Origin of the sequence: Paenirhizobium cremeum (assembly GCF_022884085.1) — a bacterium.
Classification (GTDB): domain Bacteria; phylum Pseudomonadota; class Alphaproteobacteria; order Rhizobiales; family Rhizobiaceae; genus Allorhizobium; species Allorhizobium cremeum.
In genome coordinates this window covers 24,048-47,511 of record NZ_JAGGCS010000022.1, presented here as the reverse complement: position 1 = coordinate 47,511, position 23,464 = coordinate 24,048, and the positions used below count along the sequence as shown (strand labels likewise).

The 23,464-nt window shown below is 62.0% G+C and carries 24 protein-coding genes and 1 pseudogene; 22 read left to right on the top strand and 3 right to left on the bottom strand.

Going from position 1 to position 23,464, the window contains the following annotated elements; translation table 11 throughout:
• Positions 1-38: 38 nt before the first annotated feature.
• Positions 39-134, top strand: a pseudogene (locus J5N58_RS26005) (type II toxin-antitoxin system RelE/ParE family toxin); the annotation flags it as partial.
• The gene (locus J5N58_RS24850) at positions 131-406 is read left to right on the top strand and encodes a helix-turn-helix domain-containing protein (RefSeq protein ID WP_112828540.1); all 276 of its coding nucleotides are present in this window, start codon (positions 131-133) and stop codon (positions 404-406) included. The pseudogene J5N58_RS26005 and the gene J5N58_RS24850, both read left to right, overlap by 4 nt.
• Before the next feature lie 29 nt (positions 407-435).
• Here the strand turns inward: J5N58_RS24850 and J5N58_RS24845 are convergent, their stop codons facing one another.
• Together J5N58_RS24845 and J5N58_RS24840 are read right to left on the bottom strand one after the other, a co-directional pair.
• Positions 436-1,359 carry a response regulator gene (locus J5N58_RS24845; protein WP_112828539.1) on the bottom strand — a complete coding sequence of 308 codons (924 nt, stop codon included), beginning with the start codon at positions 1,357-1,359 and terminating at the stop codon, positions 436-438.
• Positions 1,352-4,735 carry a hybrid sensor histidine kinase/response regulator gene (locus tag J5N58_RS24840; RefSeq protein WP_244714077.1) on the bottom strand — a complete coding sequence of 1,128 codons (3,384 nt, stop codon included), beginning with the start codon at positions 4,733-4,735 and terminating at the stop codon, positions 1,352-1,354. Before J5N58_RS24840 ends, J5N58_RS24845 begins: the two co-directional genes overlap by 8 nt.
• Before the next feature lie 299 nt (positions 4,736-5,034).
• On the opposite strand from J5N58_RS24840, the gene olsC reads away from it, so the two are divergent.
• The 20 genes from olsC to ureG all read left to right on the top strand — a co-directional run bounded on the left by olsC (position 5,035) and on the right by ureG (position 22,720).
• Positions 5,035-5,877: an ornithine lipid ester-linked acyl 2-hydroxylase OlsC gene (gene olsC / locus J5N58_RS24835; protein ID WP_112828537.1), complete on the top strand. Its 843-nt coding sequence runs from the start codon at positions 5,035-5,037 to the stop codon at positions 5,875-5,877.
• 245 nt (positions 5,878-6,122) lie between these two features.
• Positions 6,123-6,755, top strand: a complete 633-nt coding sequence (locus J5N58_RS24830; protein WP_112828799.1) for a TerC family protein — start codon at positions 6,123-6,125, stop codon at positions 6,753-6,755.
• A 218-nt stretch (positions 6,756-6,973) separates the two neighbouring features.
• Positions 6,974-8,263 carry an urea ABC transporter substrate-binding protein gene (gene urtA / locus J5N58_RS24825; RefSeq protein ID WP_112828536.1) on the top strand — a complete coding sequence of 430 codons (1,290 nt, stop codon included), beginning with the start codon at positions 6,974-6,976 and terminating at the stop codon, positions 8,261-8,263.
• A gap of 312 nt (positions 8,264-8,575) precedes the next feature.
• Positions 8,576-10,180, top strand: coding sequence for an urea ABC transporter permease subunit UrtB (gene urtB / locus J5N58_RS24820; RefSeq protein ID WP_244714075.1), 1,605 nt, complete (start codon positions 8,576-8,578; stop codon positions 10,178-10,180).
• Entirely contained in the window at positions 10,177-11,337 is a 1,161-nt protein-coding gene (urtC, locus tag J5N58_RS24815) for an urea ABC transporter permease subunit UrtC (RefSeq protein ID WP_113340574.1), read from the top strand. The genes urtB and urtC overlap by 4 nt, the downstream gene beginning before the upstream one ends.
• A 5-nt stretch (positions 11,338-11,342) precedes the next feature.
• Entirely contained in the window at positions 11,343-12,095 is a 753-nt protein-coding gene (urtD, locus tag J5N58_RS24810; RefSeq protein WP_112828533.1) for an urea ABC transporter ATP-binding protein UrtD, read from the top strand.
• A gap of 104 nt (positions 12,096-12,199) precedes the next feature.
• Positions 12,200-12,895: an urea ABC transporter ATP-binding subunit UrtE gene (gene urtE / locus J5N58_RS24805; RefSeq protein WP_112828532.1), complete on the top strand. Its 696-nt coding sequence runs from the start codon at positions 12,200-12,202 to the stop codon at positions 12,893-12,895.
• 97 nt (positions 12,896-12,992) lie between these two features.
• Positions 12,993-14,120, top strand: coding sequence for a CE1 family esterase (locus J5N58_RS24800; protein ID WP_112828531.1), 1,128 nt, complete (start codon positions 12,993-12,995; stop codon positions 14,118-14,120).
• Positions 14,009-14,881, top strand: coding sequence for an urease accessory protein UreD (locus tag J5N58_RS24795; RefSeq protein ID WP_113447558.1), 873 nt, complete (start codon positions 14,009-14,011; stop codon positions 14,879-14,881). Before J5N58_RS24800 ends, J5N58_RS24795 begins: the two co-directional genes overlap by 112 nt.
• Before the next feature lie 26 nt (positions 14,882-14,907).
• A complete protein-coding gene (locus J5N58_RS24790) occupies positions 14,908-15,210 on the top strand; it encodes an urease subunit gamma (RefSeq protein ID WP_112828529.1) in 303 nt (100 codons plus the stop codon).
• Between the two features lie 8 nt (positions 15,211-15,218).
• The gene (locus J5N58_RS24785; protein WP_113340571.1) at positions 15,219-15,473 is read left to right on the top strand and encodes a DUF1272 domain-containing protein; all 255 of its coding nucleotides are present in this window, start codon (positions 15,219-15,221) and stop codon (positions 15,471-15,473) included.
• A gap of 19 nt (positions 15,474-15,492) precedes the next feature.
• The gene (locus J5N58_RS24780) at positions 15,493-15,798 is read left to right on the top strand and encodes an urease subunit beta (protein ID WP_113340570.1); all 306 of its coding nucleotides are present in this window, start codon (positions 15,493-15,495) and stop codon (positions 15,796-15,798) included.
• A gap of 31 nt (positions 15,799-15,829) precedes the next feature.
• Complete coding sequence (locus J5N58_RS24775) at positions 15,830-16,252, top strand: lysozyme inhibitor LprI family protein (RefSeq protein WP_244714065.1); 423 nt, start codon at positions 15,830-15,832, stop codon at positions 16,250-16,252.
• Positions 16,253-16,280: 28 nt separating this feature from the next.
• On the top strand, positions 16,281-16,910 hold the full coding sequence (locus J5N58_RS24770; RefSeq protein WP_244714063.1) for a Urease operon accessory protein: 630 nt from the start codon (positions 16,281-16,283) through the stop codon (positions 16,908-16,910).
• Between the two features lie 3 nt (positions 16,911-16,913).
• Entirely contained in the window at positions 16,914-18,623 is a 1,710-nt protein-coding gene (ureC, locus tag J5N58_RS24765; protein ID WP_112828526.1) for an urease subunit alpha, read from the top strand.
• A gap of 350 nt (positions 18,624-18,973) precedes the next feature.
• Positions 18,974-19,510, top strand: a complete 537-nt coding sequence (locus J5N58_RS24760) for a peroxiredoxin (protein WP_162708222.1) — start codon at positions 18,974-18,976, stop codon at positions 19,508-19,510.
• A gap of 418 nt (positions 19,511-19,928) precedes the next feature.
• Positions 19,929-20,789 (top strand): GGDEF domain-containing protein, encoded by an 861-nt coding sequence (locus J5N58_RS24755; protein WP_113340569.1) that lies wholly within the window; start codon positions 19,929-19,931, stop codon positions 20,787-20,789.
• Between the two features lie 64 nt (positions 20,790-20,853).
• Entirely contained in the window at positions 20,854-21,336 is a 483-nt protein-coding gene (gene ureE / locus J5N58_RS24750; RefSeq protein WP_112828523.1) for an urease accessory protein UreE, read from the top strand.
• Positions 21,305-22,012: an urease accessory protein UreF gene (locus J5N58_RS24745; RefSeq protein WP_244714061.1), complete on the top strand. Its 708-nt coding sequence runs from the start codon at positions 21,305-21,307 to the stop codon at positions 22,010-22,012. The genes ureE and J5N58_RS24745 overlap by 32 nt, the downstream gene beginning before the upstream one ends.
• 96 nt (positions 22,013-22,108) lie before the next feature.
• Entirely contained in the window at positions 22,109-22,720 is a 612-nt protein-coding gene (ureG, locus tag J5N58_RS24740) for an urease accessory protein UreG (RefSeq protein ID WP_112828522.1), read from the top strand.
• Positions 22,721-22,754: 34 nt separating this feature from the next.
• Here ureG and J5N58_RS24735 read toward each other — a convergent pair whose 3' ends face one another.
• Positions 22,755-23,378, bottom strand: coding sequence for a Crp/Fnr family transcriptional regulator (locus J5N58_RS24735; protein WP_113340936.1), 624 nt, complete (start codon positions 23,376-23,378; stop codon positions 22,755-22,757).
• Between the last annotated feature and the right edge of the window lie 86 nt (positions 23,379-23,464).

Sequence of the window (23,464 nt, the reverse complement as noted above, 5' to 3'; positions counted from 1 at the left end):
AGGCTCTAATCGCCGCCGGATGAAAATTCAGTGGCAGGTCAGTTATCCTGCATGTCTTTGTGAAGAAGTCACAGAAGACGCCAAGATCATCGCTTGAGATTGCAAGGGCGCAAATGAAGGAAATGAAGCCATGACGAAAATCGCGGATCTCAAGAAGAGGCTGATGGAAAACCCGGAATTCCGGAAGGAATACGAAAAATCGGATGCCGAATTCCAGCTTATCGAGGCACTGGTTCGCGCTCGCGTGAATGCGAACCTGTCGCAGACCGAACTCGCCCGCAGGATCGGCACAACACAGTCGGCAATCGCACGGCTCGAGGGTGGCGGTGTTTCTCCCTCCATATCGACGCTCCGCCGCTATGCAGAGGCGACGGGTACGAAGTTGGAGATCAACCTCGTACCATGAGGTTTCGTTCTCTTGTGGAGTAACCGTTCTCAATCCACATGCAGGACATTCGCCGCCTTGACCGCTGCGGATGCCCGGTTTTCGACGCCGAGTTTTACGTAGATCTGCTCGAGGTGCTTGTTCACCGTGCGGGCCGAAAGGCCAAGGATATCGCCGATGTCGCGGTTGGATTTGCCCTTGGCGATCCAGAGCAGCACCTCGGATTCCCGCTGGGTAAGAGCGAAATGGCGGCGCAGCGCCTCGTCGTCGCTGGTGCGGTTGGAGACCGTCAGGCGGAACAGGTATTCGTCGGAGCCGATGGCGCCGAGATAGCCGAGCTGCAGGACCGCGCCATCGCCGTGGGTGAAGGCGAAGCCACTTTCAGCCTGCGCGCCGGCGCTTTCGCGTCTCGCCATCCAGTCGGCGATTGCGCGCGCCACGAGATCCAATCCATCGGATCGGTTGGTGGCGGTTTCGGCAAGCCGTGTCGCTTGCGGGGTCGACCAGTGGATGCTGCCGTCGCCTTTCACCGCAAGCAGATGCCGGCCGGCGGCATCAAGGGCCACACGCGCGCTCTGGGCCGAGCGGGCGTTGGTGAGATGGACGCGGATACGGGCGCGCAGTTCATCGATATTGATTGGCTTGGTGAGATAATCGACGCCGCCCGATTCCAGCGCATGCACGATATGCTCGGTCTCCGACAGGCCGGTCATGAAGATCACCGGCACCTGGGCGACGGCTGCGTCTTCCTTCAATCTGCGGCAAGTCTCGAAGCCGTCCATGCCGGGCATGACGGCATCGAGCAGGATGATATCGGGGCTGATGCGGGCGACGATGGACAGCGCGACCTGTCCGGAGGTTGCAATCAATACGGAAAAGCCCGCCTGTTCCAGCGCATCGGTCAGGAACCCGAGCGCTTCTGGGCTGTCATCGACCAAAAGCACGATGTCGCGGGGCCGGCCGGCATCAACCACGGGTCTCCTCCTTGCCCGGCTGGAACGTCTTCAGGAAGGCGATGTAGCCTGTCATGTCGAAACCCTGCACGAAGCTTCTCGATGTCTCGACGAAGGCCGAATTGCCATCCAGTCTGGCGAGGTCCGCCAGTTTCGCCTCGATGCCGCGCACATAGCCGATTTCGCCGAGTCGCAGCAACTCTTCGAGATGGGCCGGTCCCGGCGAGCGGGGTTTTGTCGGGGCGGGGGTCGCGGGCGGCGGCGGCATCTCGTCGGCATAGACCCAGTCGAGCCCGAGATAGAGCGCGAGCTTGTCGCGCAGGCGCTTGACGTCGACCGGCTTGGCGATGGAATCGTTATGGCCGTCGCCGCCCGGGGCCGGGGCATCGCCGATATTGGCCGAGAGCATGAGGATCGGGGCCGACTGGCCGGTTTCCCGCAATTTCTCCACAAGCTGCCAGCCGTTCATGCCGGGCATGGAGATATCGACGAGAAAGAGGTCAGGCTTCACGCCCTCGATCAGCGTCAGGCAGTCGGGGCCGCTGGTTGCGGTCAGGACAACGAAGTCGAGGGGGGCGAGGACCTCGCGCATCAGATCGCGATGGTCCTCGTTGTCGTCCACCACGACGATGGTGCGGCGCGGGCCGGTATAGGAGACGATCGTTCTTTCCGGAGCGGGAGCGGTGCTCGGGCGTTCGATCGCAGAAAGCATCAGCCGAACCTTGAAGGTCGACCCCTTGCCGGGCTGGCTCGCCACCGCGATTTCCCCGCCGAGCGTGTTGGTCAGCAGCTTGGTGATGGTCAGCCCCAGTCCGAGACCGGGCTGCGGCTTGACGATCTCCGCCTCGCCGCGCTGGAAGGGTTCGTAGATCCGGTTGAGGTCGCGTTCCGAAATGCCGCGGCCGGTATCCGAGATGGTGAAGGTCGCGACCTGACTGCGATAGCCCACTTCGAAGCGGACGGTGCCTTCCTCGGTGAACTTGATCGCATTCGAGAGCAGGTTGACGAGAATCTGGCGAAGCCGCTTTTCGTCGGTACGGACATATTGCGGCAGTGCGCGGGAGCGTTCGTGCTCGAACGCCAGCCCCTTGGCCGCAGCCTGCGGCGCGAACATGTCGACGAGCTGGTCGAGAAAATCCTGGATGTTCAGTTCGTTGGAAAACACCTGCAGGCGGCCGGCCTCGATCTTGGAGATGTCCAGCAGTCCGTCGATCAGGCCGGACAGGTGATCGGCGGAGCGTCTGATGACCTTGATCGCCGATTGCCGCGGGGCCGGGATCGTCTCGTCGTGTTCGAGGATCTGGGCATAGCCCATGACGGCGTTGAGCGGCGTGCGCAATTCGTGGGAAAGGCCGACGACGTAGCGGCTCTTCGCCCGGTTGGCGGCCTCCGCCGTTTCCTTGGCGGCCTGCAGCGCCGCATCGGTCTTGCGGTGGGCGGCGATTTCCTTCAGCAGCAGCGTGTTCTGGCGGGACGATTCCTCCTCGGCGACGACGCGGCTGTCATGGGCGAGCACGTAGAACCAGCTTGCTATGCCGGAAATGACGGAGAAGACGAAGAAGACGATCAGAACCGTGCGGTTGACGACGTCGGCCGTTTCCGGAGAGCGGGAGGCGACCTGATGGGCGATGAGTGCGAGGATCGCGCCGATCACCGAAATGGCGATGACGGAGGTGATCGCATATCTGCCGAGGCGGGTGGAGAGCCAGGCGATCATTTCCTCCGGCAGCAGGCGTGCGGCCACGGCGGCCGTCTGGGCATTGAGCTTCGCCTGCGGCTTGCACATGTCGTGGCAGCGGCTGTCGAGCGAACAGCAGAGCGAGCAGATCGGCGCCGCGTAGGCGGGGCACCAGGCCATGTCCTCGGGTTCGAAGGGGTGTTCGCAGATCGAGCAGGTGATGGAACCAAGGCTTTTCCAGCTCTGGCGGGGCTTGCGGGCGAGATAGAATTTGCCGCGGGTGCCCCAGGCGATCAGCGGCGAGATCAAAAAAGCGAGGAGGGTGATGTAGGTGGCAAGCGATGCCATCAACGGGCCGAACAGGCCGAAATGGGCGGCGAGCGCCACGCCGGCGGACAGAAGCAGCGTGCCGCAGCCGACGGGATTGATGTCATAGAGATGGGCGCGCTTGAACTCGATGCCAGGGGGCGCAAGCCCGAGCGGCTTGTTGACGAAGAGATCGGCGGAGATCGTGCAGAGCCAGGCCATGGCGATGATGGAGAAGATACCGAGCGTCTCCTCCAGCAGCCGGTAGATGCCGAGTTCCATCAGAAGCAGCGCGATCGCCACATTGAAGACGAGCCAGACGACGCGGCCGGGATGGCTGTGGGTCAGCCGCGAGAAGAAGTTCGACCATGCCAGCGAGCCGGCATAGGCGTTCATGACGTTGATCTTGAGCTGCGAAACCACGACGAAACAGGCCATCAGCAGCATGGCCGCCGTCTCGTTCGGGATCATGTAGCCGAAGGCGGCGAGATACATGTGCGCCGGGTCCGCCGCTTCGCGAGCGGGAACGCCGGTCGAAAGCGTCAGCACCGCGAGGAAGGAGCCGGCAAGCAGTTTCGGAACGCCAAGCACCACCCAGCCCGAGCCTGCAAGAAAGACCGCGAAGCGATGGCGCAGCTTCCGCCCGCCTTCGGGCGGCAGGAAGCGCAGGAAGTCCACCTGTTCGCCGATCTGCGGCATCAGCGCGAGAATGACGGCGGAGGCGGCGCCGAATTCCACGAGGTCGAAGGGCGCAATGCCGCCGACCTCGGCATTCGAATGGCCGATGCCGGCAAAGGCGCGCCAGAGATCGAATTTTTCCCAGTCGGCGAAGGCGATGAAGAGAAAGGGCAGGACGTTGAGGACGATCCAGAAGGGCTGGGTCAGAAGCTGGAAGCGCGAGATGAGCTGCACGCCGTAGGTGACGAGCGGGATCACCACCATGGCAGAGACGATATAGCCGATCCAAAGCGGGATACCGAAGGCGAGTTCCAGCGCGCCGGTCATGATCGATGCCTCGATCGCGAACAGCATGAAGGTGAAGCTCGCATAGATCAGCGAAGTGATGGTGGAGCCGATATAGCCGAAGCCGGCACCGCGGGTGAGCAGGTCAATGTCGACCCCATGGCGGATCGCATAGCGGCTGATCGGCAATCCGACGAGCAGCATGGCGATGGCCGCCGCGAGAATGGCGAAGACCGCGTTGGTGGTGCCGTAGGACAGGGTGATGGTGCCGCCGATCGCTTCGAGAGCGAGAAACGAGATGGCGCCGATGGCCGTCTGGGAAATCCGGCTGGAGGAAAACTTGCGCGCGCTCTTGGCGGTGAAGCGCAGCGCATAGTCTTCCAGAGTCTGGTTGGCCACCCAGCGATTATATTCGCGGCGGACCGGGATGATGCGTTGGCGTGCGGCCATGCCTAAAAACTAGCGCCCGATTGGAAACGATTGCGGATTGGGCAGTCTTTCCGGGAATGGCACGAATTGCAAGGGGAGGGAGGCGAGGCAAAAAGGTTGCCCGATCTTCCGAAGGTGGGCAAAACCCGAGGCGTTCCAATTTCATGACAGGCCTTGTCACAATTTATCCGTTATTCCGACAAGAATGGTCGACATTTCGGTTCCGGCCGCCGCGAGCGCGGGGGGAAGGGCTTGCTTTGTGCCGGGCACCGTCTGTAAACCCGATGAAAACCTGTTTTCCAGTTTCACCCTTGAGCATCATGGAGCCTGATGTGGCTGCACCCTTTTCAGCCGATTCCAATATCCCCGAGCCGCAGCAGACCTTCGGAACCGAAGGTATCGCACCGATGGATCGGCCGAGCGTCATTACACGTGCCTTCATGGGCATCGTCGCATGGGCCGAGCGCCTGAACCTGAAATATGCCAAGCTCGGCAATCCGCCGGTCTACGACAATGCGACCTTCCCCTGGGCGGCGGAAATCGAGAAGGCGGCGCCGGCGATCCGCGCAGAACTCGACCGCATTCTCCTGCGCAAGAGCGAGCTTCCGACATTCCAGGACATTTCCACCGACGTGAAGACGATTTCGACGGACAATGGCTGGAAGACCTTCTTCCTGCTCGGCTTCGGCGTGAAGTCGGAGCAGAACATCCGGGCCTGCCCGGAAACCTGGAAGGCCATGCAGAAGATCCCGGGCCTGACGACGGTGATGTTCTCGATCTTCGAACCGGGCAAGCACCTGCCGCCGCATCGCGGTCCCTATAACGGCGTGCTTCGCCTGCATCTCGGCATGATCGTTCCCGAAAACACCGGCGACAACCTTGCCATCCGGGTCAAGGACCAGGTCTGCCACTGGGAAGAGGGCAAAGTCCTCATTTTCGACGATGCCTATGAACACGAGGCCTGGAACCACACGGACAAGACGCGCGTGGTGCTGTTCGTCGACTTCGTCAAGCCGCTCAGGTTTCCTGCGCGTCTCGTCAACTGGCTGCTGATGAACATGGCGATCTTCACGCCGTTCATCCGCGAAGGTCTCGACAACCACAAGGAATGGGAAAAGAAGTTCTACGCCGAGGCCGAGGCGCTGCGGAACCGTCCGAACTAAGAGACGGAAAACATGACAATCATCCGAAGGGGCGTTCGCGCCCCTTTTTGCTGTCCGGTTTGTGTCGGGAAGCCGGCGGCGCGGTCCGGAGGGCAATGGTCTCGCAAAGGCGGCGTTTTTTGAAGAACGCGGAAAATACTGCGACAAATGTCAGATTTTTCGGCTTTTCACCTTGCCACGCCGTCGTCGGGGGCTATAGCGGGACACAACGATCAGTTTCTGAAAACCACGGTTCCAAAATCATGATGGAAATCTTCACTGCTGCAGGTTTTGCGGCACTTCTTCAGGTTATTGCAGTCGATCTCGTTCTCGCCGGCGACAATGCCATCGTCATCGGTCTTGCGGCTGCCGGTCTTCCCGATCATCAGCGGCAGAAGGCCATCCTTGTCGGCATCGGCGCGGCAACGGTGCTGCGTGTCGCCTTCGCGACTGCGACGGCCTATCTCCTCGGCATTGTCGGCCTGCAGTTGCTTGGCGGTCTGATGCTGTCCTGGGTCTGCTGGAAGATGTGGAGCGAACTGCGCGAGGCCGCGCATGAGCCGCACAAGCAGGGTGAGACGGACGACACCGAATTCAGCGTCAAGCAGAAGACATTCCTCATGGCCGCCACCGAGATCGTGGTCGCCGACGTTTCCATGTCGCTCGACAATGTCCTTGCCGTTGCCGGCGCCGCCAAGGAACATACGAGCGTCCTCATCATCGGCCTGATCCTGTCGATCGGCCTGATGGGCATTGCAGCAAACCTCGTCGCCCGCCTGCTGCACCGTCATCGGTGGATCGCCTATGTCGGCCTCGGGGTCATCGCCTATGTGACCGTCAACATGATCTATCACGGTCTTGTCGAGGTCTGGCCGTTCCTCATGGAACGGTTCGCCTGATACCTGCAATCTGCGGACACCGAAATCGACCCGCGCCGGGCCTTGCGATAGGCCCGGCGTTCTGTTTTCTGCAGTCTGCGCAACGGCACCCGCTATCTTCCCCCCTTGATACGTCAAACGACGTATACGGTTTTGCGCTGCAGCGTCGGATAGTCCCTCTCAGCAACGGTTAAAGCCTTTTAACCTTTCGTTGCGGAACAAGGAGAGGGGTTCAATCCATGAAACTCAAGGCAAAACTCACCGGCGCGCTGCTCGGCGCCATGCTGTCTTCGACGGCTTTCCACGGCGCGCTCGCTGCCGACGACACAATCAAGATCGGCGTTCTGCATTCGCTGTCCGGCACGATGGCGATTTCCGAGACGACGCTGAAGGACGCCATGCTGATGCTCGTCGAAGAGCAGAACAAGAAGGGCGGCGTTCTCGGCAAGAAGCTCGAAGCCGTGGTCGTCGACCCGGCTTCCGACTGGCCGCTTTTCGCTGAAAAGGCCCGCCAGCTGATCTCCCAGGACAAGGTCGCGGCCGTCTTCGGTTGCTGGACGTCTTCTTCCCGCAAGTCCGTTCTTCCGGTCTTCGAAGAGCTGAACTCGATCCTCTTCTACCCCGTCCAGTACGAGGGTGAGGAATCCTCCCGCAACATCTTCTACACAGGCGCCGCTCCGAACCAGCAGGCCATTCCCGCCGTCGATTACCTCGCCAACACCGAAGGCGTCGAGCGCTGGGTTCTGGCCGGGACCGACTACGTCTATCCTCAGACCACCAACAAGATCCTGAAGGCCTACCTGATGTCGAAGGGCGTCAAGGAAGAGGACATCATGATCAACTACACGCCGTTCGGTCATTCCGACTGGCAGACGATCGTGTCCGACATCAAGAAGTTCGGCTCGGCCGGCAAGAAGACCGCCGTCGTTTCCACCATCAACGGCGACGCCAACGTTCCGTTCTACAAGGAACTCGCCAACCAGGGCATCAAGGCGGAAGACATTCCGGTCGTCGCCTTCTCGGTCGGTGAAGAAGAGCTCGCCGGTCTCGACACCGGCCCGCTGGTCGGCCACCTTGCGGCCTGGAACTACTTCCAGTCGGTCGATTCCGAGGTCAACGCCGAATTCATCAAGGAATGGCACGCCTTCACCAAGAACGACAAGCGCGTGACCAACGACCCGATGGAAGCCGCCTATATCGGCTTCAATGCATGGGTCAAGGCCGTCGAGGCCGCCGGCACGACCGATACCGATGCCGTGCTCGACTCGATCATCGGCGTTTCCGTTCCGAACCTCTCGGGCGGCTATTCCACCGTCATGCCGAACCACCACATCACCAAGCCGGTGCTGATCGGCGAAATCCAGGCCGACGGCCAGTTCGACATCGTTCAGCAGACCCCGCAGGTGGTTGGTGACGAGTGGTCCGACTACCTGCCGGACTCGAAGGACCTGATCTCCGACTGGCGCAAGCCGATGTCCTGCGGCAACTTCAACGTTGCCACCGGCAAGTGCGGCGGCAAGGGCAGCTGATCTCGTTTCCCGCCTCCCCCTCGAGGGGAGGCCATCGCGAAGCGACGGGTGAGGGGATCTTGTGCTCGGTATCACTCCACCCCGAACCTTCGGTTCGACCCTCCCCTCACGGGGAGGGTGTTCTCGAACCAGCCGTTTGCGGACCCATGCCTTCGTCTTCGGGAGAAGGTTGTCCGAACGGCCGGATGAGGGGGCGAAGCCTTGCGGTTCCCCCTTATCGCCTCGCATTCGCTCGGCACTTCTCCCCGCCGGGGAGAAGAGGGAGCAAGTCGCAAACGCTTACCGGACGGTGAGCGACGAGGGGACTGCCAAATGATGATCCGTTTCCTGACACTGTTCTATATGATCCTTTGTCTCGCCGCGCCGGCTTTTGCGCAGAGCGACCCGAAGGATCTGATCAATGCGCTCGGCAATGCCTCGTTTCCGGAGGCCGAGAAAATCATCGGCGACCTCGGCAAGACCGGCGACCCGAAGGTCGTGCCGGCGCTCGAGGCGCTTGGGGGAGGCGATCTCTACGTCAGGAAGTCCGACGGCAACGTGTTCATCACAAGGGCTGCGGGTTCCAAGCTTTCGCTCATCGATCCGCTGTCCGGCGAGGTCGTCGGCGAGGAGAGCAAGGGCGCCCTTACCAAGATCAAGGTCAACAACAATCTTCGCCGCGCGATCCGTTCGGCGCAGGGCGGCCTCACGCTCATGAGCCCCGACCGCGCCGTCAGGTTGCAGGCGGCGGCCTCCGTTCTCAAATCCCCCAGCGCCGACAATCTCGAGCTTCTGGAGAATGCACTTGCCGAGGAGAAGGACGGCGAGGTGCGTTCGCTTCTCGAACAGGCGCGCGCCGTCTCGATCATGGGCTCCGATCGACCGCTCGAAGAAAAGCAGGAGGCGGTCGCCGTCATCGAAGGGATCGGCGGGCGCGATGCCATCGGTATCCTGATGGCTGCCTCGGCCAATGCCGACGATGCGCTCAAAGCCGACATCGATACCGCGATCCGCACGATCGAGGACAAGCTGGCATTGTGGGACGGCGTGCAGAACGTCATCTACGGCGTCTCGCTCGGTTCCGTCCTTCTGCTCGCGGCAATCGGCCTTGCGATCACCTTCGGCGTGATGGGCATCATCAACATGGCGCATGGCGAGATGGTCATGCTTGGCGCCTACTCCACCTTCGTGGTGCAGGAGGTGATCCGCAGTCATTATCCCGGCCTGTTCGACTGGTCGCTGGCGATCGCGCTGCCCGTCGCCTTCCTCGTGACGGGAGCCGTCGGCCTTGTCATCGAACGCGGCGTCATCCGTTTCCTCTACGGCCGGCCGCTCGAAACCCTGCTCGCCACCTGGGGAATTTCGCTGATCCTGCAACAGGCGATCCGCTCGATCTTCGGTCCGACCAACCAGGAAGTCGGCAGCCCGTCGTGGATGTCCGGCTCGTTTGCGCTTGGCGACATCACCGTCACCTGGAACCGGTTGTGGATCATCGTCTTCTCGCTGACGATCTTCCTCGGGCTGCTGGTGCTGATGAAGCGCTCGGCATTCGGCCTGCAGATGCGGGCGGTTACGCAGAACCGCCGCATGGCGTCCTCGATGGGTATCCGCACTCCCTGGGTCGATGCCTTCACCTTTGCGCTCGGCTCCGGCATCGCCGGCATTGCCGGCGTCGCACTCAGCCAGATCGATAACGTCTCCCCGAACCTCGGCCAGTCCTACATCATCGACAGCTTCATGGTCGTGGTCTTCGGCGGAGTCGGCAATCTCTGGGGCACGCTGGTCGGCGCGCTGTCGCTCGGCATCCTGAACAAGCTGCTCGAACCCTCGGTCGGCGCGGTGCTCGGCAAGATCCTCGTTCTCATTCTTATCATCCTGTTCATCCAGAAAAGACCGCGCGGCCTCTTCGCGCTCAAGGGGAGGGCTATCGAAGCATGATGACCGGTTTTATCTTCCGCGCTCTCGAAGGCAGGATCGTCATCGCCATCTCCATCCTGATGGCCGTCGCGGTTCTTGTCCCGGCGCTCAACCTTCTGGTTCCGCCGGACAACTTTCTGCATATCCCGACCTATGCCGTCTCGCTGATGGGCAAGTATCTCTGCTACGCGCTTCTGGCGCTGGCGCTCGACCTGGTCTGGGGCTATTGCGGCATCCTCTCGCTCGGCCACGGCGCTTTCTTCGCGCTCGGCGGCTATGCCATGGGCATGTACCTGATGCGCCAGATCGGCTCGCGCGGCGTCTACGGCAATCCTGTTCTGCCTGACTTCATGGTGTTCCTGAACTGGAAGGAACTGCCGTGGTTCTGGCACGGCTTCGACATGTTCCCCTTCGCCATGGTGATGGTGCTGTTCGTGCCGGGCCTGCTCGCCTTCGTGTTCGGCTGGTTCGCCTTCCGCTCGCGCGTCAACGGCGTCTATCTGTCGATCATCACCCAGGCGATGACCTATGCCCTGCTGCTTGCCTTCTTCCGCAACGACATGGGTTTCGGCGGCAATAACGGGCTGACCGACTTCAAGGAAATCGTCGGTTTCAACGTACAGGCCGATGGCACCCGCGCCGTGCTGTTTGCCAGTTCCGCCCTGATGCTGGCGCTCTGCCTGCTGATCTCCTCCGGTATCGTGCGCTCCAAGTTCGGCAAGGTGCTGGTCGGCGTGCGGGACGCGGAAAGCCGCACGCGCTTCCTCGGCTACCGGGTCGAGAACATCAAGCTCTTCACCTTCGTCGTCTCGGCGATGATGGCGGGCATCGCCGGCGCGCTGTTCGTGCCGCAGGTCGGCATCATCAACCCCGGCGAATTCGCTCCGGCCAATTCCATCGAAGTGGTGGTGTGGACGGCGGTCGGCGGACGCGGAACGCTGATCGGCCCGATCATCGGCGCGCTCATGGTCAATGCCGGCAAGAGCTATTTCACCGGCGCATTCCCCGAACTCTGGCTCTTCGCGCTCGGCGGTCTCTTCATCGGCGTCACGCTGTTCCTGCCGAAGGGCATTGTCGGGACGATCCAGCAGAAGGCCATGGCGCGGCGTGACATGAAGACGGCAACCAGGGCGGAAGAGGGTGGCGTTGCGGCCACCGTCGGCCAGGCAGCGGAGTAAGGACGATGGACGAGAAAAAACCGACGAGCCTTCTTTATCTCAATGGCGTGTCCGTTTCCTTCGACGGGTTCAAGGCGTTGAACTCGCTTTCGCTGGTCATCGAGCCGGGTGAACTGAGGGCGATCATCGGCCCGAACGGCGCCGGCAAGACGACGATGATGGACATCATTACCGGCAAGACGCGGCCCGACGAGGGCGAGGTGTTCTTCAATGGCGAGATCGACCTGACGAAGAAGGACGAGGCCGACATCGCCCAGCTCGGCATTGGCCGCAAGTTCCAGAAGCCGACCGTGTTCGAAAGCCATACCGTCTGGGACAATCTGGAGCTGGCCCTCAATCGCGACCGCGGCGTATTCGCCACGCTGTTCTACCGGCTGACGGCGGATGACAAGGCGCGTATCGAGGAAATCCTGGAGACGGTCCGGTTGACGGCGCGCAAGGACGATCTCGCCGCCAATCTCTCGCACGGCCAGAAACAATGGCTTGAGATCGGCATGCTGCTCGCGCAGGAACCCAAGCTTCTGCTGGTCGACGAGCCGGTCGCCGGCATGACGGATGCGGAGACCGCCGAGACCGCACTTCTTCTGAAACAGATTGCCAGGACCCGTTCGGTCGTGGTGGTCGAGCATGACATGGGCTTTATCCGCGATCTCGGGGTGAAGGTCACCTGCCTCGCGGAAGGTTCGGTCCTTGCGGAAGGTTCGATCGATTTCGTCTCGAACGACCCGAAGGTGATCGAGAACTATCTGGGGCGCTAACCTGTTCACGCTCCGGATACCCTGCCTTTCTCCCCACCCCGGGAGAGGGGCGGGGTGCCAGGGGCGGCAGCGCCTTTGAAGGACAAGAATTCAGAGGAACGACGATGCTGACAGTCGACAACATCAACCTTCATTACGGAGCCGCGCAGGCCTTGCGTGGCGTATCGATCAAGGCCGAGATGGGCAAGATCACCTGCGTGCTGGGGCGCAACGGGGTGGGCAAAAGTTCGCTGCTGCGCGCCGTTACGGGCCAGCACCCCATCTCGGCCGGGACGATCTCCTTCGAAGGCGAGACGCTCAACGGCCTTGCGCCGTTCAACCGGGCGCGGGCCGGTGTCGGCTACGTGCCGCAGGGGCGCGAGATCTTTCCGCTGCTGACGGTGAAGGAAAACCTCGAGACCGGCTTTGCGCCGCTCACGCGCAAGGACCGCTATATTCCCGACGAGATCTTCAGTCTTTTCCCGATCCTGCAGACCATGCTGGGCCGGCGTGGCGGCGACCTTTCGGGCGGCCAACAGCAGCAGCTCGCCATCGGTCGCGCCATGGTGACGCGGCCGAAAATCCTCGTGCTCGACGAGCCGACGGAGGGCATCCAGCCGTCGATCATCAAGGATATTGGCCGGGCGATCCGCTATCTTCGGGATTCCACCGGCATGGCGATCCTGCTGGTCGAGCAGTATCTGGATTTCTGCCGGGAGCTTGCCGACCACGTCTACATCATGGATCGCGGCGAGATCGTGCATACGGGACCGGCCGAGACGCTGGATACGCCGGAGGCTCGGCGACACCTGACGGTCTGATCGCGCATGACAGGGTTGACGATTTATTAGCTTTTACTGCTTGATGCTGTGGCTTGACGTGTTATTTTTCCCGCATCTGCGAACAGAAGGCACATCCATGACATCCAGCACGGTTTCTGACCGCGTCCGGTCGACCGGAATTGTCCGGTTGCTCGTGTCGGGGTTCTTCTTTCTTGTGGCCGGCAGCAGCGCGTTTGCTGCCGGGTGCGGCACCTCCTTCCCGGCGGGTCGCCATGATCTGTCGCTCGACATCAATGGACAGACGCGATCGGCCGTCTATTTCATTCCTTCGGACTATACCGGGAAACGCAAGGTTCCCGTGGTGTTCGACTTCCACGGAAGCAACAGCAATCCCGACGGCCAGATGAACCGCAGCCATTGGGACGAGGTGGCCGAGCGCGAAGGCTTCATCGTCATGGCGCTGCAGGGAAGCCTTCCCGGCGAATTCGAGGGCACCCATGCCTGGAACGTTCCCGGCGTGACCAAGGCCGAAGGGCTGGATGAAGGCGCCTTCATCCGCACTGCCGTCCATTATGCGACGGAGACCTTCTGCGTCGATCCCGCCCGCATCTATGCGTCCGGCTATTCGGGCGGCGGCCGCATGCTGTCGCAATATATCTGCGACGGACATGGCGACTTTGCCGCTGCCGGCTTCGTCATGGGCCTGCGTGCCGGCTATCCCGAGCAGGAGGACGGTGTCTGGCGGCCGCGCAAGGAAAGCTGCCATCCGGCCAAACCGGTCTCGATCATTGCCTTTTCCGGGCTCAAGGACGACGTCAATCCCTTTGCGGGCGGTGGCAAGGCCTATTGGCAGTATGGCGGAGAAGTGGCCCTGAAACGTTGGGCCGAACTCAACGGATGCGATCCGCATCCGCGCGGGGAAAAGGGGGATACCGCGACGTTCTCGGCTTATTACGGCTGCAAGGCCGGCACGAGCGTCATTTCCTACGTGATTACCGATGCCGACCACTCCTGGCCCGGCAACCGGGTCCGCTTCCGGCTTGCCGCACTGCAGGGAGAAACGATCCGGGAGGTTGATGCGACGGGAAGAATGTGGGACTTCTTCCGTAATTCGGGTGGCGAACTTCTCGCGGGGACGCCTCAAAAAACGGCATGCCCGGCCGACAAGACAACCGCCGGAAAAGAGGCGGGCTTACAGGGGAAAACGTGCAGTCAGCAGGTCAAGTCAGACAACAGCGAGCCCGTGGTGACGGACGGCTTGTGACCAAGGCGCTCGGTGGGCGGACACGCATTGCCGAGCTTTATCAGGAGGGGGCGGCGAAGATCCGCCTGCCGCAAACCTTCTCCTCCGAAATGGAGGCCGTCATCATCAATACCGCCGGGGGGCTCACCGGCGGCGACCGGCTGGACTGGTCGTTTTCTGCCGGCGCCGGCACCTTCGTCACCGCGACTACCCAGGCCTGCGAAAAGATCTACAAGGCATCCGCCGGCACGGCCGAGGTTCTGACCCGCATCGAGGTGGGGCAGGATGCGCGCTTCCACTGGTTGCCGCAGGAATCGATCCTGTTCGATCAGGCCTCCCTGACGCGCCGACTTGAGGTCGATCTTGACGAGAGCGCCGAGTTTCTTGCGGTCGAGGCCATTCTTCTCGGACGAAAGGCGATGGGTGAGGCGATGGAGAGCGGGCTGGTGCGCGATCGCTGGCGTATCCGTCGGGCCGGCCGGCTCATCCATGCCGAAGACCTGCGGCTCGAGGGGGACGTTGGCCGCCTGACGGCCGCCGCCCCGGTGCTTTGCGGCCGGGTCGCCTTCGCGACGCTGCTTTATGCAGGGCCGCGTGCGGAGGCTTTTCTCGCTCCCGTCCGCGATCTCCTGGGCGATGCTGCCGGCGGCGCCAGCCACTGGAACGGCAAGCTCGTCATTCGCCTTGCGGCGGAGGACGGCTTCACCTTGAGAAAAATCCTGATCCCGGTGATTTCGGTCTTGCGCGGCGGCGCGTCTGTGCCGAAAGTCTGGAATCTCTGACGCAGCGCAAAAAAAGTGGAGCAGCCATGAACCTCACGCCGAGAGAAAAAGACAAATTGCTTATCGCCATGGCGGCTATCGTGGCCCGCCGCAGGCTGGAGCGCGGCGTCAAGCTCAACTATCCCGAAGCCATTGCGCTGATTACCGATTTCGTTGTCGAGGGCGCGCGCGACGGTCGCTCGGTTGCCGACTTGATGGAAGCCGGCGCCCATGTCGTCACCCGCGACCAGGTGATGGAAGGCGTTGCCGAGATGATCCATGACGTGCAGGTCGAGGCGACGTTTCCTGATGGAACGAAGCTTGTCACGGTGCACGAACCGGTTCGCTGAGGCTCGCCATGCTGGAACTCAGGCCCAATTGCGAATGCTGCGACCGCGATCTTCCTCCGGAAAGCCGCGATGCGCTGATCTGCAGCTTCGAATGCACCTTCTGCAGCGATTGCGCCGCGCGGGTGCTTGGCGGCGTGTGCCCGAATTGCGGCGGGGAACTGGTGCGCCGGCCGGTGCGTCCGGCCGAGAAGCTTATGGCCAATCCGGCCTCGACAAAACGTGTTTTTAAGGCCGAGGGCTGCAAGCCCTCCGTGGCCGCCTGAACAGGAAAGGGAACAACAGATGATCCCGGGCGAAGTCATTGCCGCCAGCGGCGAAATCGAACTCAATGCCGGCCTGCCGACCGTGACGATCGAAGTCGCGAATACCGGTGACCGTCCGGTGCAGGTGGGCAGCCACTATCATTTCTACGAGACCAATGCCGGCCTCTCCTTCGATCGGGAGAAGGCGCGCGGCATGCGTCTCGACATTCCGGCAGGCACGGCGGTGCGCTTCGAGCCGGGCCAGATGCGCCAGGTGACGCTGATCCCTCTTTCGGGCAAGCGCGAGGTTTACGGCTTCCGCCAGCAGGTGATGGGCAAGCTGTGATCCCCGATCGTTGCATGCGGAGAAGCAAGCGATGAAGTCAGCCCTGATCCTGATGTTCTGCGGCTGCGTGCTGCTTGCCGACGGTCCGGCCTACAGCGAGGACGAAGCCGAGGTCGATTGCGCCAATGCCGTGACGCAGCACGACATGAACGTCTGCGCCGACAGGGATTACCGGGCGGCGGACAGGGAATTGAACGAGCAATGGCTCGCGACCTGGCAGGTTCTGGTCGATTGGGATGCCGGTCTGGAGGAGCAGAACAAGGGCGCGGTCAAGGCGCTGATGAAGGCGCAGCGGGCCTGGATCGAGTATCGCGACGGCCAGTGCGACGCCGAGGGTTACAGCGTATGGGGCGGAACCATGTATCCGACCATCGTTTCCTCATGCCTTGCAGACCTGACCCGCAAGCGGACGGCGGAGTTGAAAGACCTCGTCGACGGCTATGGCAGCAACTGACGATCGGATGAAGATGGGGCGACGGATCATGATCGTGGGAAACGGATCGGTACCGGAGGGAGCGGCGGACGTGATCGACGGCTCCGATCTGGTCGTCCGGTTCAACATGACCCCCGCTTTTCCCGCTTCCGGCCGCAGGACGGACGTGCTGGCGGTCTGCAATACCGGACGTCCGGCAAGCGCCATGCTGTCTTCCGATGCCTGGCTGGACGGTGAACCGGTGCGAGGTTGCTCCGAGATCTGGTCTGTCCGGGACCCGGAGAAGTTTCGCGAACTCAGGCCGCAGCTTGCGGCCAGTCATCCCGAACTCGACGATTTCTGCGACGATTATACAGAGCGCTTCTCGCAATTGGCTGAGAGCCGCGGCAAGGCTCACCGGATCATTGCGCGGCAGGTGCACGAGGCCGTCGACGACGCGCTTGCCGCCTATGAGCCCGGCGACTACGTGGTGCCGAGCAGCGGCATGGTGGTGATCGCCCATATGCTTGCCGAACCCGCCTTCGCCGATGATGCCATCTGCCTTGCCGGCTTCAGTCATGAGGGGTGGGATGGCCATCCTTTCGCCGCCGAGCGGCGGCTCGTCGATATCTACATTGCTTCCGGAAGGCTGACGCGCCTCTCGGCTACCGATGCTTCCTCCCTCTCCCAAGGAGCCTGAACCATGCCCTACAAGATGTCCCGCGCGGCCTATGCCTCCATGTTCGGACCGACCACCGGCGACAAGGTGCGCCTTGCCGATACCGAACTCTTCATCGAAGTGGAGAAGGATTTCACCAGCTATGGCGACGAGGTGAAATTCGGCGGCGGCAAGGTCATCCGCGACGGCATGGGCCAGAGCCAGGCGACACGCGCGGAAGGCGCGGTCGATACCGTCATCACCAATGCGCTGATCGTCGATCACAGCGGCATCTACAAGGCCGATGTGGGCTTGAAGGACGGGCGCATCCACGCCATCGGCAAGGCCGGCAATCCCGACACGCAGCCGGGCGTCACCATCATCGTCGGCCCCTCGACCGAGGCGATTGCCGGCGAGGGCAAGATCCTGACCGCAGGCGGCATGGATGCGCATATCCACTACATCTGCCCGCAGCAGATCGAGGAAGCGCTGATGTCGGGCGTCACCTGCATGCTGGGGGGCGGCACCGGCCCGGCGCATGGCACGCTGGCGACGACCTGCACCGGCGCGTGGCATATCGAGCGGATGATCGAGAGTTTCGATGCCTTCCCAATGAATCTCGCGCTTGCCGGCAAGGGCAACGCCTCGCTGCCGGCTCCCCTCGAGGAAATGATCCTGGCGGGCGCCTCTTCGCTGAAGCTGCATGAGGACTGGGGTACGACACCGGCCGCCATCGACAACTGCCTCACGGTCGCCGACCAGTTCGACGTGCAGGTGATGATCCACACGGATACGCTGAACGAGAGCGGCTTTGTGGAGGACACGGTCGCTGCCATCAGGGGCCGCACCATCCACGCCTTCCATACGGAGGGGGCGGGCGGCGGGCACGCGCCTGATATCATCAAGGTCTGCGGCAACCCGAACGTCATTCCGTCCTCGACCAACCCGACGCGGCCCTACACCGTCAACACGCTTGCCGAGCACCTCGACATGCTGATGGTGTGCCATCACCTGTCGCCGTCGATCCCGGAAGACATTGCGTTTGCCGAAAGCCGCATCCGCAAGGAGACGATTGCGGCGGAAGACATCCTGCACGACATCGGCGCCTTCTCGATCATCTCCTCCGACAGCCAGGCCATGGGGCGCGTCGGCGAAGTGGCGATCCGCACATGGCAGACCGCCGACAAGATGAAACGCCAGCGCGGTCGGCTGCCGCAGGAGACCGGCGAAAACGACAATTTCCGCGTCCGGCGCTACATCGCCAAGTACACGATCAACCCGGCGATCGCCCATGGTCTTTCCCATGAGATCGGTTCGATCGAGGTGGGCAAGCGCGCCGACCTCGTCCTCTGGAACCCGGCCTTTTTCGGCGTCAAGCCCGATATGGTGCTGCTCGGCGGCTCTATTGCGGCTGCGCCCATGGGCGATCCGAACGCCTCCATCCCGACGCCGCAGCCGATGCATTACCGGCCGATGTTCGCCGCCTACGGCAAGCTGAGAACCAACTCTTCCGTCACCTTCGTTTCCCAGGCCTCGCTCGACGCGGGACTTGCCGGCAGGTTGGGTGTCGCCAAGAAGCTGGTGGCAGTGAAGAACACGCGCGGTGGCATCTCGAAGAAGTCGATGATCCATAACGACCTGACACCGCATGTGGAAGTCGATCCGGAAACCTACGAGGTGCGGGCCGACGGCGAGCTCCTGACCTGCGAACCGGCAACCGTACTGCCGATGGCGCAGCGGTACTTCTTGTTCTGACGGCACGCGGCGCAGTGCGCATTTCCCGGTGGTTCGCGGGCTGCGCCGTCCTGATCGACCTGCTTGTGTTTGCAGGCATGCTGGTTCCCCGACCGCTTGCCGGGAGGATGGTGCGGTGGCGGCGACGGGCAGCCGGGTTCAGGACGAGGTAATACGCTGCGGCCCGTGACATTTCGCGGGTCGCTCGACCTGCTGAATGCGGGTGTGTTGCATTTCTTGCATGGCAGCCATGCGCTTGATGTTGGCGTTCAAGTTTTTATGATGCAGCGCATCAAGATTCAGGGTAGTTTAGAACTATTCCAGAAATGGCGTCCCCAAATGCCGCCGCCCATCCAAAGGAGATTACCATGCTGATCGGCAGAAAAGTGCCCAACGTCACCTTCCGTACCCGCGTTCGCGACGAGTCCGTCGGTGGCCCGAATCCCTTCCGTTGGCAGGACATGACCTCCGACGACTATTTCAAGGGCAAGCGCGTCATCCTGTTCTCGCTGCCGGGCGCCTTCACGCCGACCTGCTCGACCTACCAGCTTCCCGACTTCGAAAAGATGTTCGACGAGTTCAAGGCGGAAGGCATCGACGAAATTTATTGCATGTCCGTCAACGATGCCTTCGTCATGAATGCCTGGGCCAAGAGCCAGAACCTCGAGCATGTGAAAGTCATCCCGGACGGTTCCGGCGAGTTCACCCGCAAGATGGGCATGCTGGTCAACAAGGACAACCTCGGCTTCGGCATGCGCTCCTGGCGTTATGCCGCCATCATCAATGACGGCGTCGTCGAGCAGTGGTTCGAAGAAGAGGGCTATTCGGACAATTGCGAAAGCGATCCGTATGGCGTCTCCTCGCCGCAGAACATCATGGAAAAGCTCAAGGAAAAGAAGGCCGCCTGAGCCTTTTTACCTGCAGGCGGTTTATCGGGGCCCGGCTTTTGCCGGGCCTTTTCCGTTAACGAATTCCGCTCCTGGAAGCGTCTTTATCTTAGAGATTGTCAATAAGCTGAGGCTTCGAGGGCTGGTTCCGGCCTCTTCGGAGACGGAGCCGTGCAACCGCGGGTACGTCCGTGCCCATCTCTTCCGCCAAGGCCGGTTCCAGCCGATTCCGGGCCTTTGTCTTCACAGGGAAGGGCCGAAATAAAAGTGAGAAAAGGGCGTGCGGAATGGACGAGATGCAATCTTTGGTTATAAATCTGTTTTCTGGAGAATTATACGAATCTATTTTTCAAACCTGCCGCATTTTAACGAATGGATTAGGGTGAAGCCAAGGGAACTATCCTATTCGGTAGGTGCTGCAGGAATGAGGAGCGGCGCGATGGAATTTCTGAGGAGATGGGTTTCGCTTCAGGTCGATCTCGGCAATTTTCACGGCCGGGAGGCGATCTACGGCTTTGCCGTCAAGATGACGTTCCGCGCCGTCCTGCTGGCCTTCGTCCTCAGCATTGCCGCCCTGCCGATATGTTACGAGATCGGGATCATGCCGCTCTCCCTGCCGGAGGCGATAAAGCTTTCCGTTGCATTCTCCTGGCTGTTCGGCGGTGCCGTTTCCGGCGCGCTGGCCATCGTCACCGGGCATGTGATTCACGATCTCACGGTATCGCGGACGGAGTTCGAGCGATTGAGCCGCACGGACATGCTGTCGGGCCTGCTGAACCGCCGTGCCTTCAACGAGGCGCTTGCACAGACAAGCGATCAGGCGTCGCTGGCGATCCTCGATCTCGATCGCTTCAAGTCGATCAACGACCGCTATGGGCATTGCGCGGGCGATGCCGTCATCAAGGCGGTGGGCGACGTGTTGCGGGAGGTCTTTTGCGAACCTCACCTCCCGGCGCGCCTCGGCGGCGAGGAATTCGGGGTGATTGTCCGCGGCGGGGGCATTGCCCAGCGCATCGCGCTTGTGGAGCGGGCGCGCAATCTGATCGCCGCACGCACCGTTGTCTGCGACGACCAGGTGATATCCACTACCGTATCGGCGGGCATTGCCGAATTTACGCCGGATCTCAGGTCTGAAGCAGTCTATTCGGCCGCCGACCGCGCGCTTTATCTCGCCAAGGCGAACGGACGCAACAGGGTGTTGCATGACGAGGGCGTGGAGGCATCGGCAGCGCGGCAGACGAACGATAACGGCGCCTCTCTGACGCTCGAACTCGATGGTGGGCTTCCGGCCCCCGGCTGAACTTCATTCTTGCCGCTTGCCTTTCATTTGTGCATGGTTGAAAAATCGCCAATTCGGACAAACCATGCGACGCGTTACTTCCATTCTTCCCGCCGGTTCCGGCGATGTTACGATCTCCGGCCGGGTCATGCTGGCTCATGACGAGCGCCACCTGAGACGCAAGCTCCTGCATCTCGAAGACGGCGACATGGTCATGCTCGATCTCAAGGAACCGGTTCTGCTTTCCCATGGCGACCTGCTGCTTCTCGACGACACCACGGCCGTCGAGGTTGGGGCCGTCGAGGAAAAACTGTTTGAAATCAGGGCGCGCGATCCTCGACATCTGATCGAACTCGCCTGGCATCTCGGTAATCGCCACCTGCCGGCGCAGATCGACGAGGACCGTATCGTCATCCTGCGCGACCACGTGATCCGCGATATGCTCGTGGGACTGGGAGCGACGGTGCGGGACATCACCGAACGGTTTCAGCCGGCGCGGGGCGCCTATCATTCCCATGGCGGACACGGACATGGGCATGGTTCGCATTCGGGCCACCAGCATGATTGAAGCATCGCCCGGGGCGCAGGGGCGGGGGGCCTTGCTGCGGCTGCTCGCCTGGCTTTCCCCGGCCTTTCCGGTCGGCGGTTTTGCATATTCCGGCGGGCTTGAGACCGTCATCCATGATGGCCGGATCGGATCGTGCGAGGATTTGTCGGCTTGGCTTTCCGTCGTGCTCGGCGAAGGCGGGCTGCGCAACGATGCGATCCTGCTTGCCGAAGCCTATCGGGCGTTCGAAGCCCCCGAGCGGTTGCGCGAACTGGTGGAGCTTGCAGCGGCACTGGCGGGGTCGGCGGAGCGGTACACGGAGATCATCAGGCAGGGCGATGCGTTCCTTGCTGCCGCATCGGCCTGGCCAAATCCGGTGTTCGGAGCCTTCTCAGGCGGCACGGCCTACAGCATCGCCGTCGGCGCGGTCGCCGCCGCCCATTGCGTGCCGCTTGCCGATGCGCTGGCCGCCTTCCTGCAGGCCCAAAGCGCGCAGATGATTTCGGTTGCGGTCAGGCTCGGCCTGATCGGGCAGAGGCAGGGTGTCGCCTTGCTGGCGGAGCTGGAGGGGCCGATCCTTGCCCAGGCCGAGCGCCTTTCGGGGCTGGGGCTGGACGATCTCGGCAGCGCGACCGTGCTCGCCGATATCGCAAGCCTCAGGCACGAGACCCAGTATTCGAGACTGTTCCAGTCGTGAGCCCGGCACTACACTTTCTCCGGTGGAGCGGAACCGGGTACGGCGCGCCGGTTTTTCGGCGGTTTTCGTCATTTGCTTGCCAACAGGATGGATAGGATGAAGTCACAGAATGGTCCCTTGCGCGTCGGTATCGGCGGTCCGGTCGGATCGGGTAAGACGGCGCTGACGGAAAAGCTCTGCAAGGCGATGCGCGACCAGTATTCCGTCGCTGTCGTCACCAACGACATCTATACCCGCGAGGATGCGGATGCGCTGATCCGTATGCAGGCGTTGTCCTCCGACCGCGTGGTCGGCGTGGAAACCGGCGGCTGTCCGCATACGGCCATTCGAGAGGATGCCTCGATCAATCTGCAGGCGATCGCCGATCTGACGGCTCGCATTCCCGATCTCGACGTGGTGTTCATCGAATCGGGCGGCGACAATCTGGCGGCGACCTTCTCTCCGGATCTCGCCGATCTGACGATCTATGTGATTTCCGTTTGTCAGGGCGAGGAAATCCCGCGCAAGGGCGGTCCGGGAATCACCCGTTCCGACCTGCTGGTCATCAACAAAAAGGATCTGGCGCCCTATGTCGGCGTCGATCTCGATGTGATGGACCGGGATGCGGAGCGCATGCGTTCCGCCCGTCCCTATGTATTCGCAGACATGAAGCGGGGCGCGGGCGTCGAGGACATCGTTGCCTTCCTCAAAAAAAGCGGGGGGCTCTAAGCCCCCCAGAAGTCGGGATTTCGTTTTTCAGTTCTCAGATCTGCCTGAGGGCGCTGACGTCGTTGATCTGGATGACGCGGCCCCGCACGATGACGCCGGCGCGGCGGAGCGACGAGAAGGCGCGTGAGAGCGCTTCCGGCGCAAGACCCAGCTTGCCGGCCAGGAGGCTTTTCTGGAAGGGCAGGCGGATCGAGGCGGAGGCGCTGTCCTGCGGGCAGTTGTCGAGCAGATAGTGGGCGACACGCTGGGGCGCGGTCTGCAGCCGGTCGTTGGCGATGCAATCCATTGTCGAGCGCAGGTGCGCGGAAAGATTCTGGATGATCGCCCGCGCGATATCCCTTTCCTGTTCCGCAAGGGCGCGCACCTTCTGCAGTTCGAAGCGGGCAACCGTTATGTTTTCGGCCGCCTGGGCGTTATAGAGATAGTTGTCGCCGATCGCGAGCAGGCATTCGGCGAAGGTATCGCCCGGGCCGCAGATGCGGATGTCGGCTTCGCGCCCGTCCTTGTTCAGCCGGTAGAGGCGGACGTAGCCCGTCAGGACGCAATAGAAATATTCCGCCGCCTCTCCCTCGCGAAACAGGATGTCCCGCGCCTCGTAATTCGTCACGGTGCAGATTTCGAGCATGCGCGCCAGCGCGCTCGCACCGAGAGATGCCATGAAGGGCGTCTTCAGAAGGGTGTTTTTGTCGCGTGTGTTCAATTTCAAAATCTTGTTCACGGTTTCACGGCTCCAGATAGCGGTCC

Coding starts and splice junctions, on each gene's coding strand:
- urtD (WP_112828533.1), top strand. CDS start 11,343: ATGGACGAGAAAAAACCGACGAGCCTTCTTTATCTCAATGGCGTGTCC.
- J5N58_RS24850 (WP_112828540.1), top strand. CDS start 131: ATGACGAAAATCGCGGATCTCAAGAAGAGGCTGATGGAAAACCCGGAA.
- J5N58_RS24795 (WP_113447558.1), top strand. CDS start 14,009: ATGCCCGGCCGACAAGACAACCGCCGGAAAAGAGGCGGGCTTACAGGG.
- urtA (WP_112828536.1), top strand. CDS start 6,974: ATGAAACTCAAGGCAAAACTCACCGGCGCGCTGCTCGGCGCCATGCTG.
- urtB (WP_244714075.1), top strand. CDS start 8,576: ATGATGATCCGTTTCCTGACACTGTTCTATATGATCCTTTGTCTCGCC.
- J5N58_RS24745 (WP_244714061.1), top strand. CDS start 21,305: ATGGTTCGCATTCGGGCCACCAGCATGATTGAAGCATCGCCCGGGGCG.
- J5N58_RS24755 (WP_113340569.1), top strand. CDS start 19,929: ATGGAATTTCTGAGGAGATGGGTTTCGCTTCAGGTCGATCTCGGCAAT.
- olsC (WP_112828537.1), top strand. CDS start 5,035: ATGGAGCCTGATGTGGCTGCACCCTTTTCAGCCGATTCCAATATCCCC.
- J5N58_RS24770 (WP_244714063.1), top strand. CDS start 16,281: ATGATCGTGGGAAACGGATCGGTACCGGAGGGAGCGGCGGACGTGATC.
- ureC (WP_112828526.1), top strand. CDS start 16,914: ATGCCCTACAAGATGTCCCGCGCGGCCTATGCCTCCATGTTCGGACCG.
- J5N58_RS24800 (WP_112828531.1), top strand. CDS start 12,993: ATGACATCCAGCACGGTTTCTGACCGCGTCCGGTCGACCGGAATTGTC.
- J5N58_RS24790 (WP_112828529.1), top strand. CDS start 14,908: ATGAACCTCACGCCGAGAGAAAAAGACAAATTGCTTATCGCCATGGCG.
- J5N58_RS24830 (WP_112828799.1), top strand. CDS start 6,123: ATGGAAATCTTCACTGCTGCAGGTTTTGCGGCACTTCTTCAGGTTATT.
- J5N58_RS24780 (WP_113340570.1), top strand. CDS start 15,493: ATGATCCCGGGCGAAGTCATTGCCGCCAGCGGCGAAATCGAACTCAAT.
- J5N58_RS24840 (WP_244714077.1), bottom strand. CDS start 4,735: ATGGCCGCACGCCAACGCATCATCCCGGTCCGCCGCGAATATAATCGC.
- urtE (WP_112828532.1), top strand. CDS start 12,200: ATGCTGACAGTCGACAACATCAACCTTCATTACGGAGCCGCGCAGGCC.
- ureE (WP_112828523.1), top strand. CDS start 20,854: ATGCGACGCGTTACTTCCATTCTTCCCGCCGGTTCCGGCGATGTTACG.
- J5N58_RS24785 (WP_113340571.1), top strand. CDS start 15,219: ATGCTGGAACTCAGGCCCAATTGCGAATGCTGCGACCGCGATCTTCCT.
- urtC (WP_113340574.1), top strand. CDS start 10,177: ATGATGACCGGTTTTATCTTCCGCGCTCTCGAAGGCAGGATCGTCATC.
- ureG (WP_112828522.1), top strand. CDS start 22,109: ATGAAGTCACAGAATGGTCCCTTGCGCGTCGGTATCGGCGGTCCGGTC.
- J5N58_RS24775 (WP_244714065.1), top strand. CDS start 15,830: ATGAAGTCAGCCCTGATCCTGATGTTCTGCGGCTGCGTGCTGCTTGCC.
- J5N58_RS24735 (WP_113340936.1), bottom strand. CDS start 23,378: ATGGCATCTCTCGGTGCGAGCGCGCTGGCGCGCATGCTCGAAATCTGC.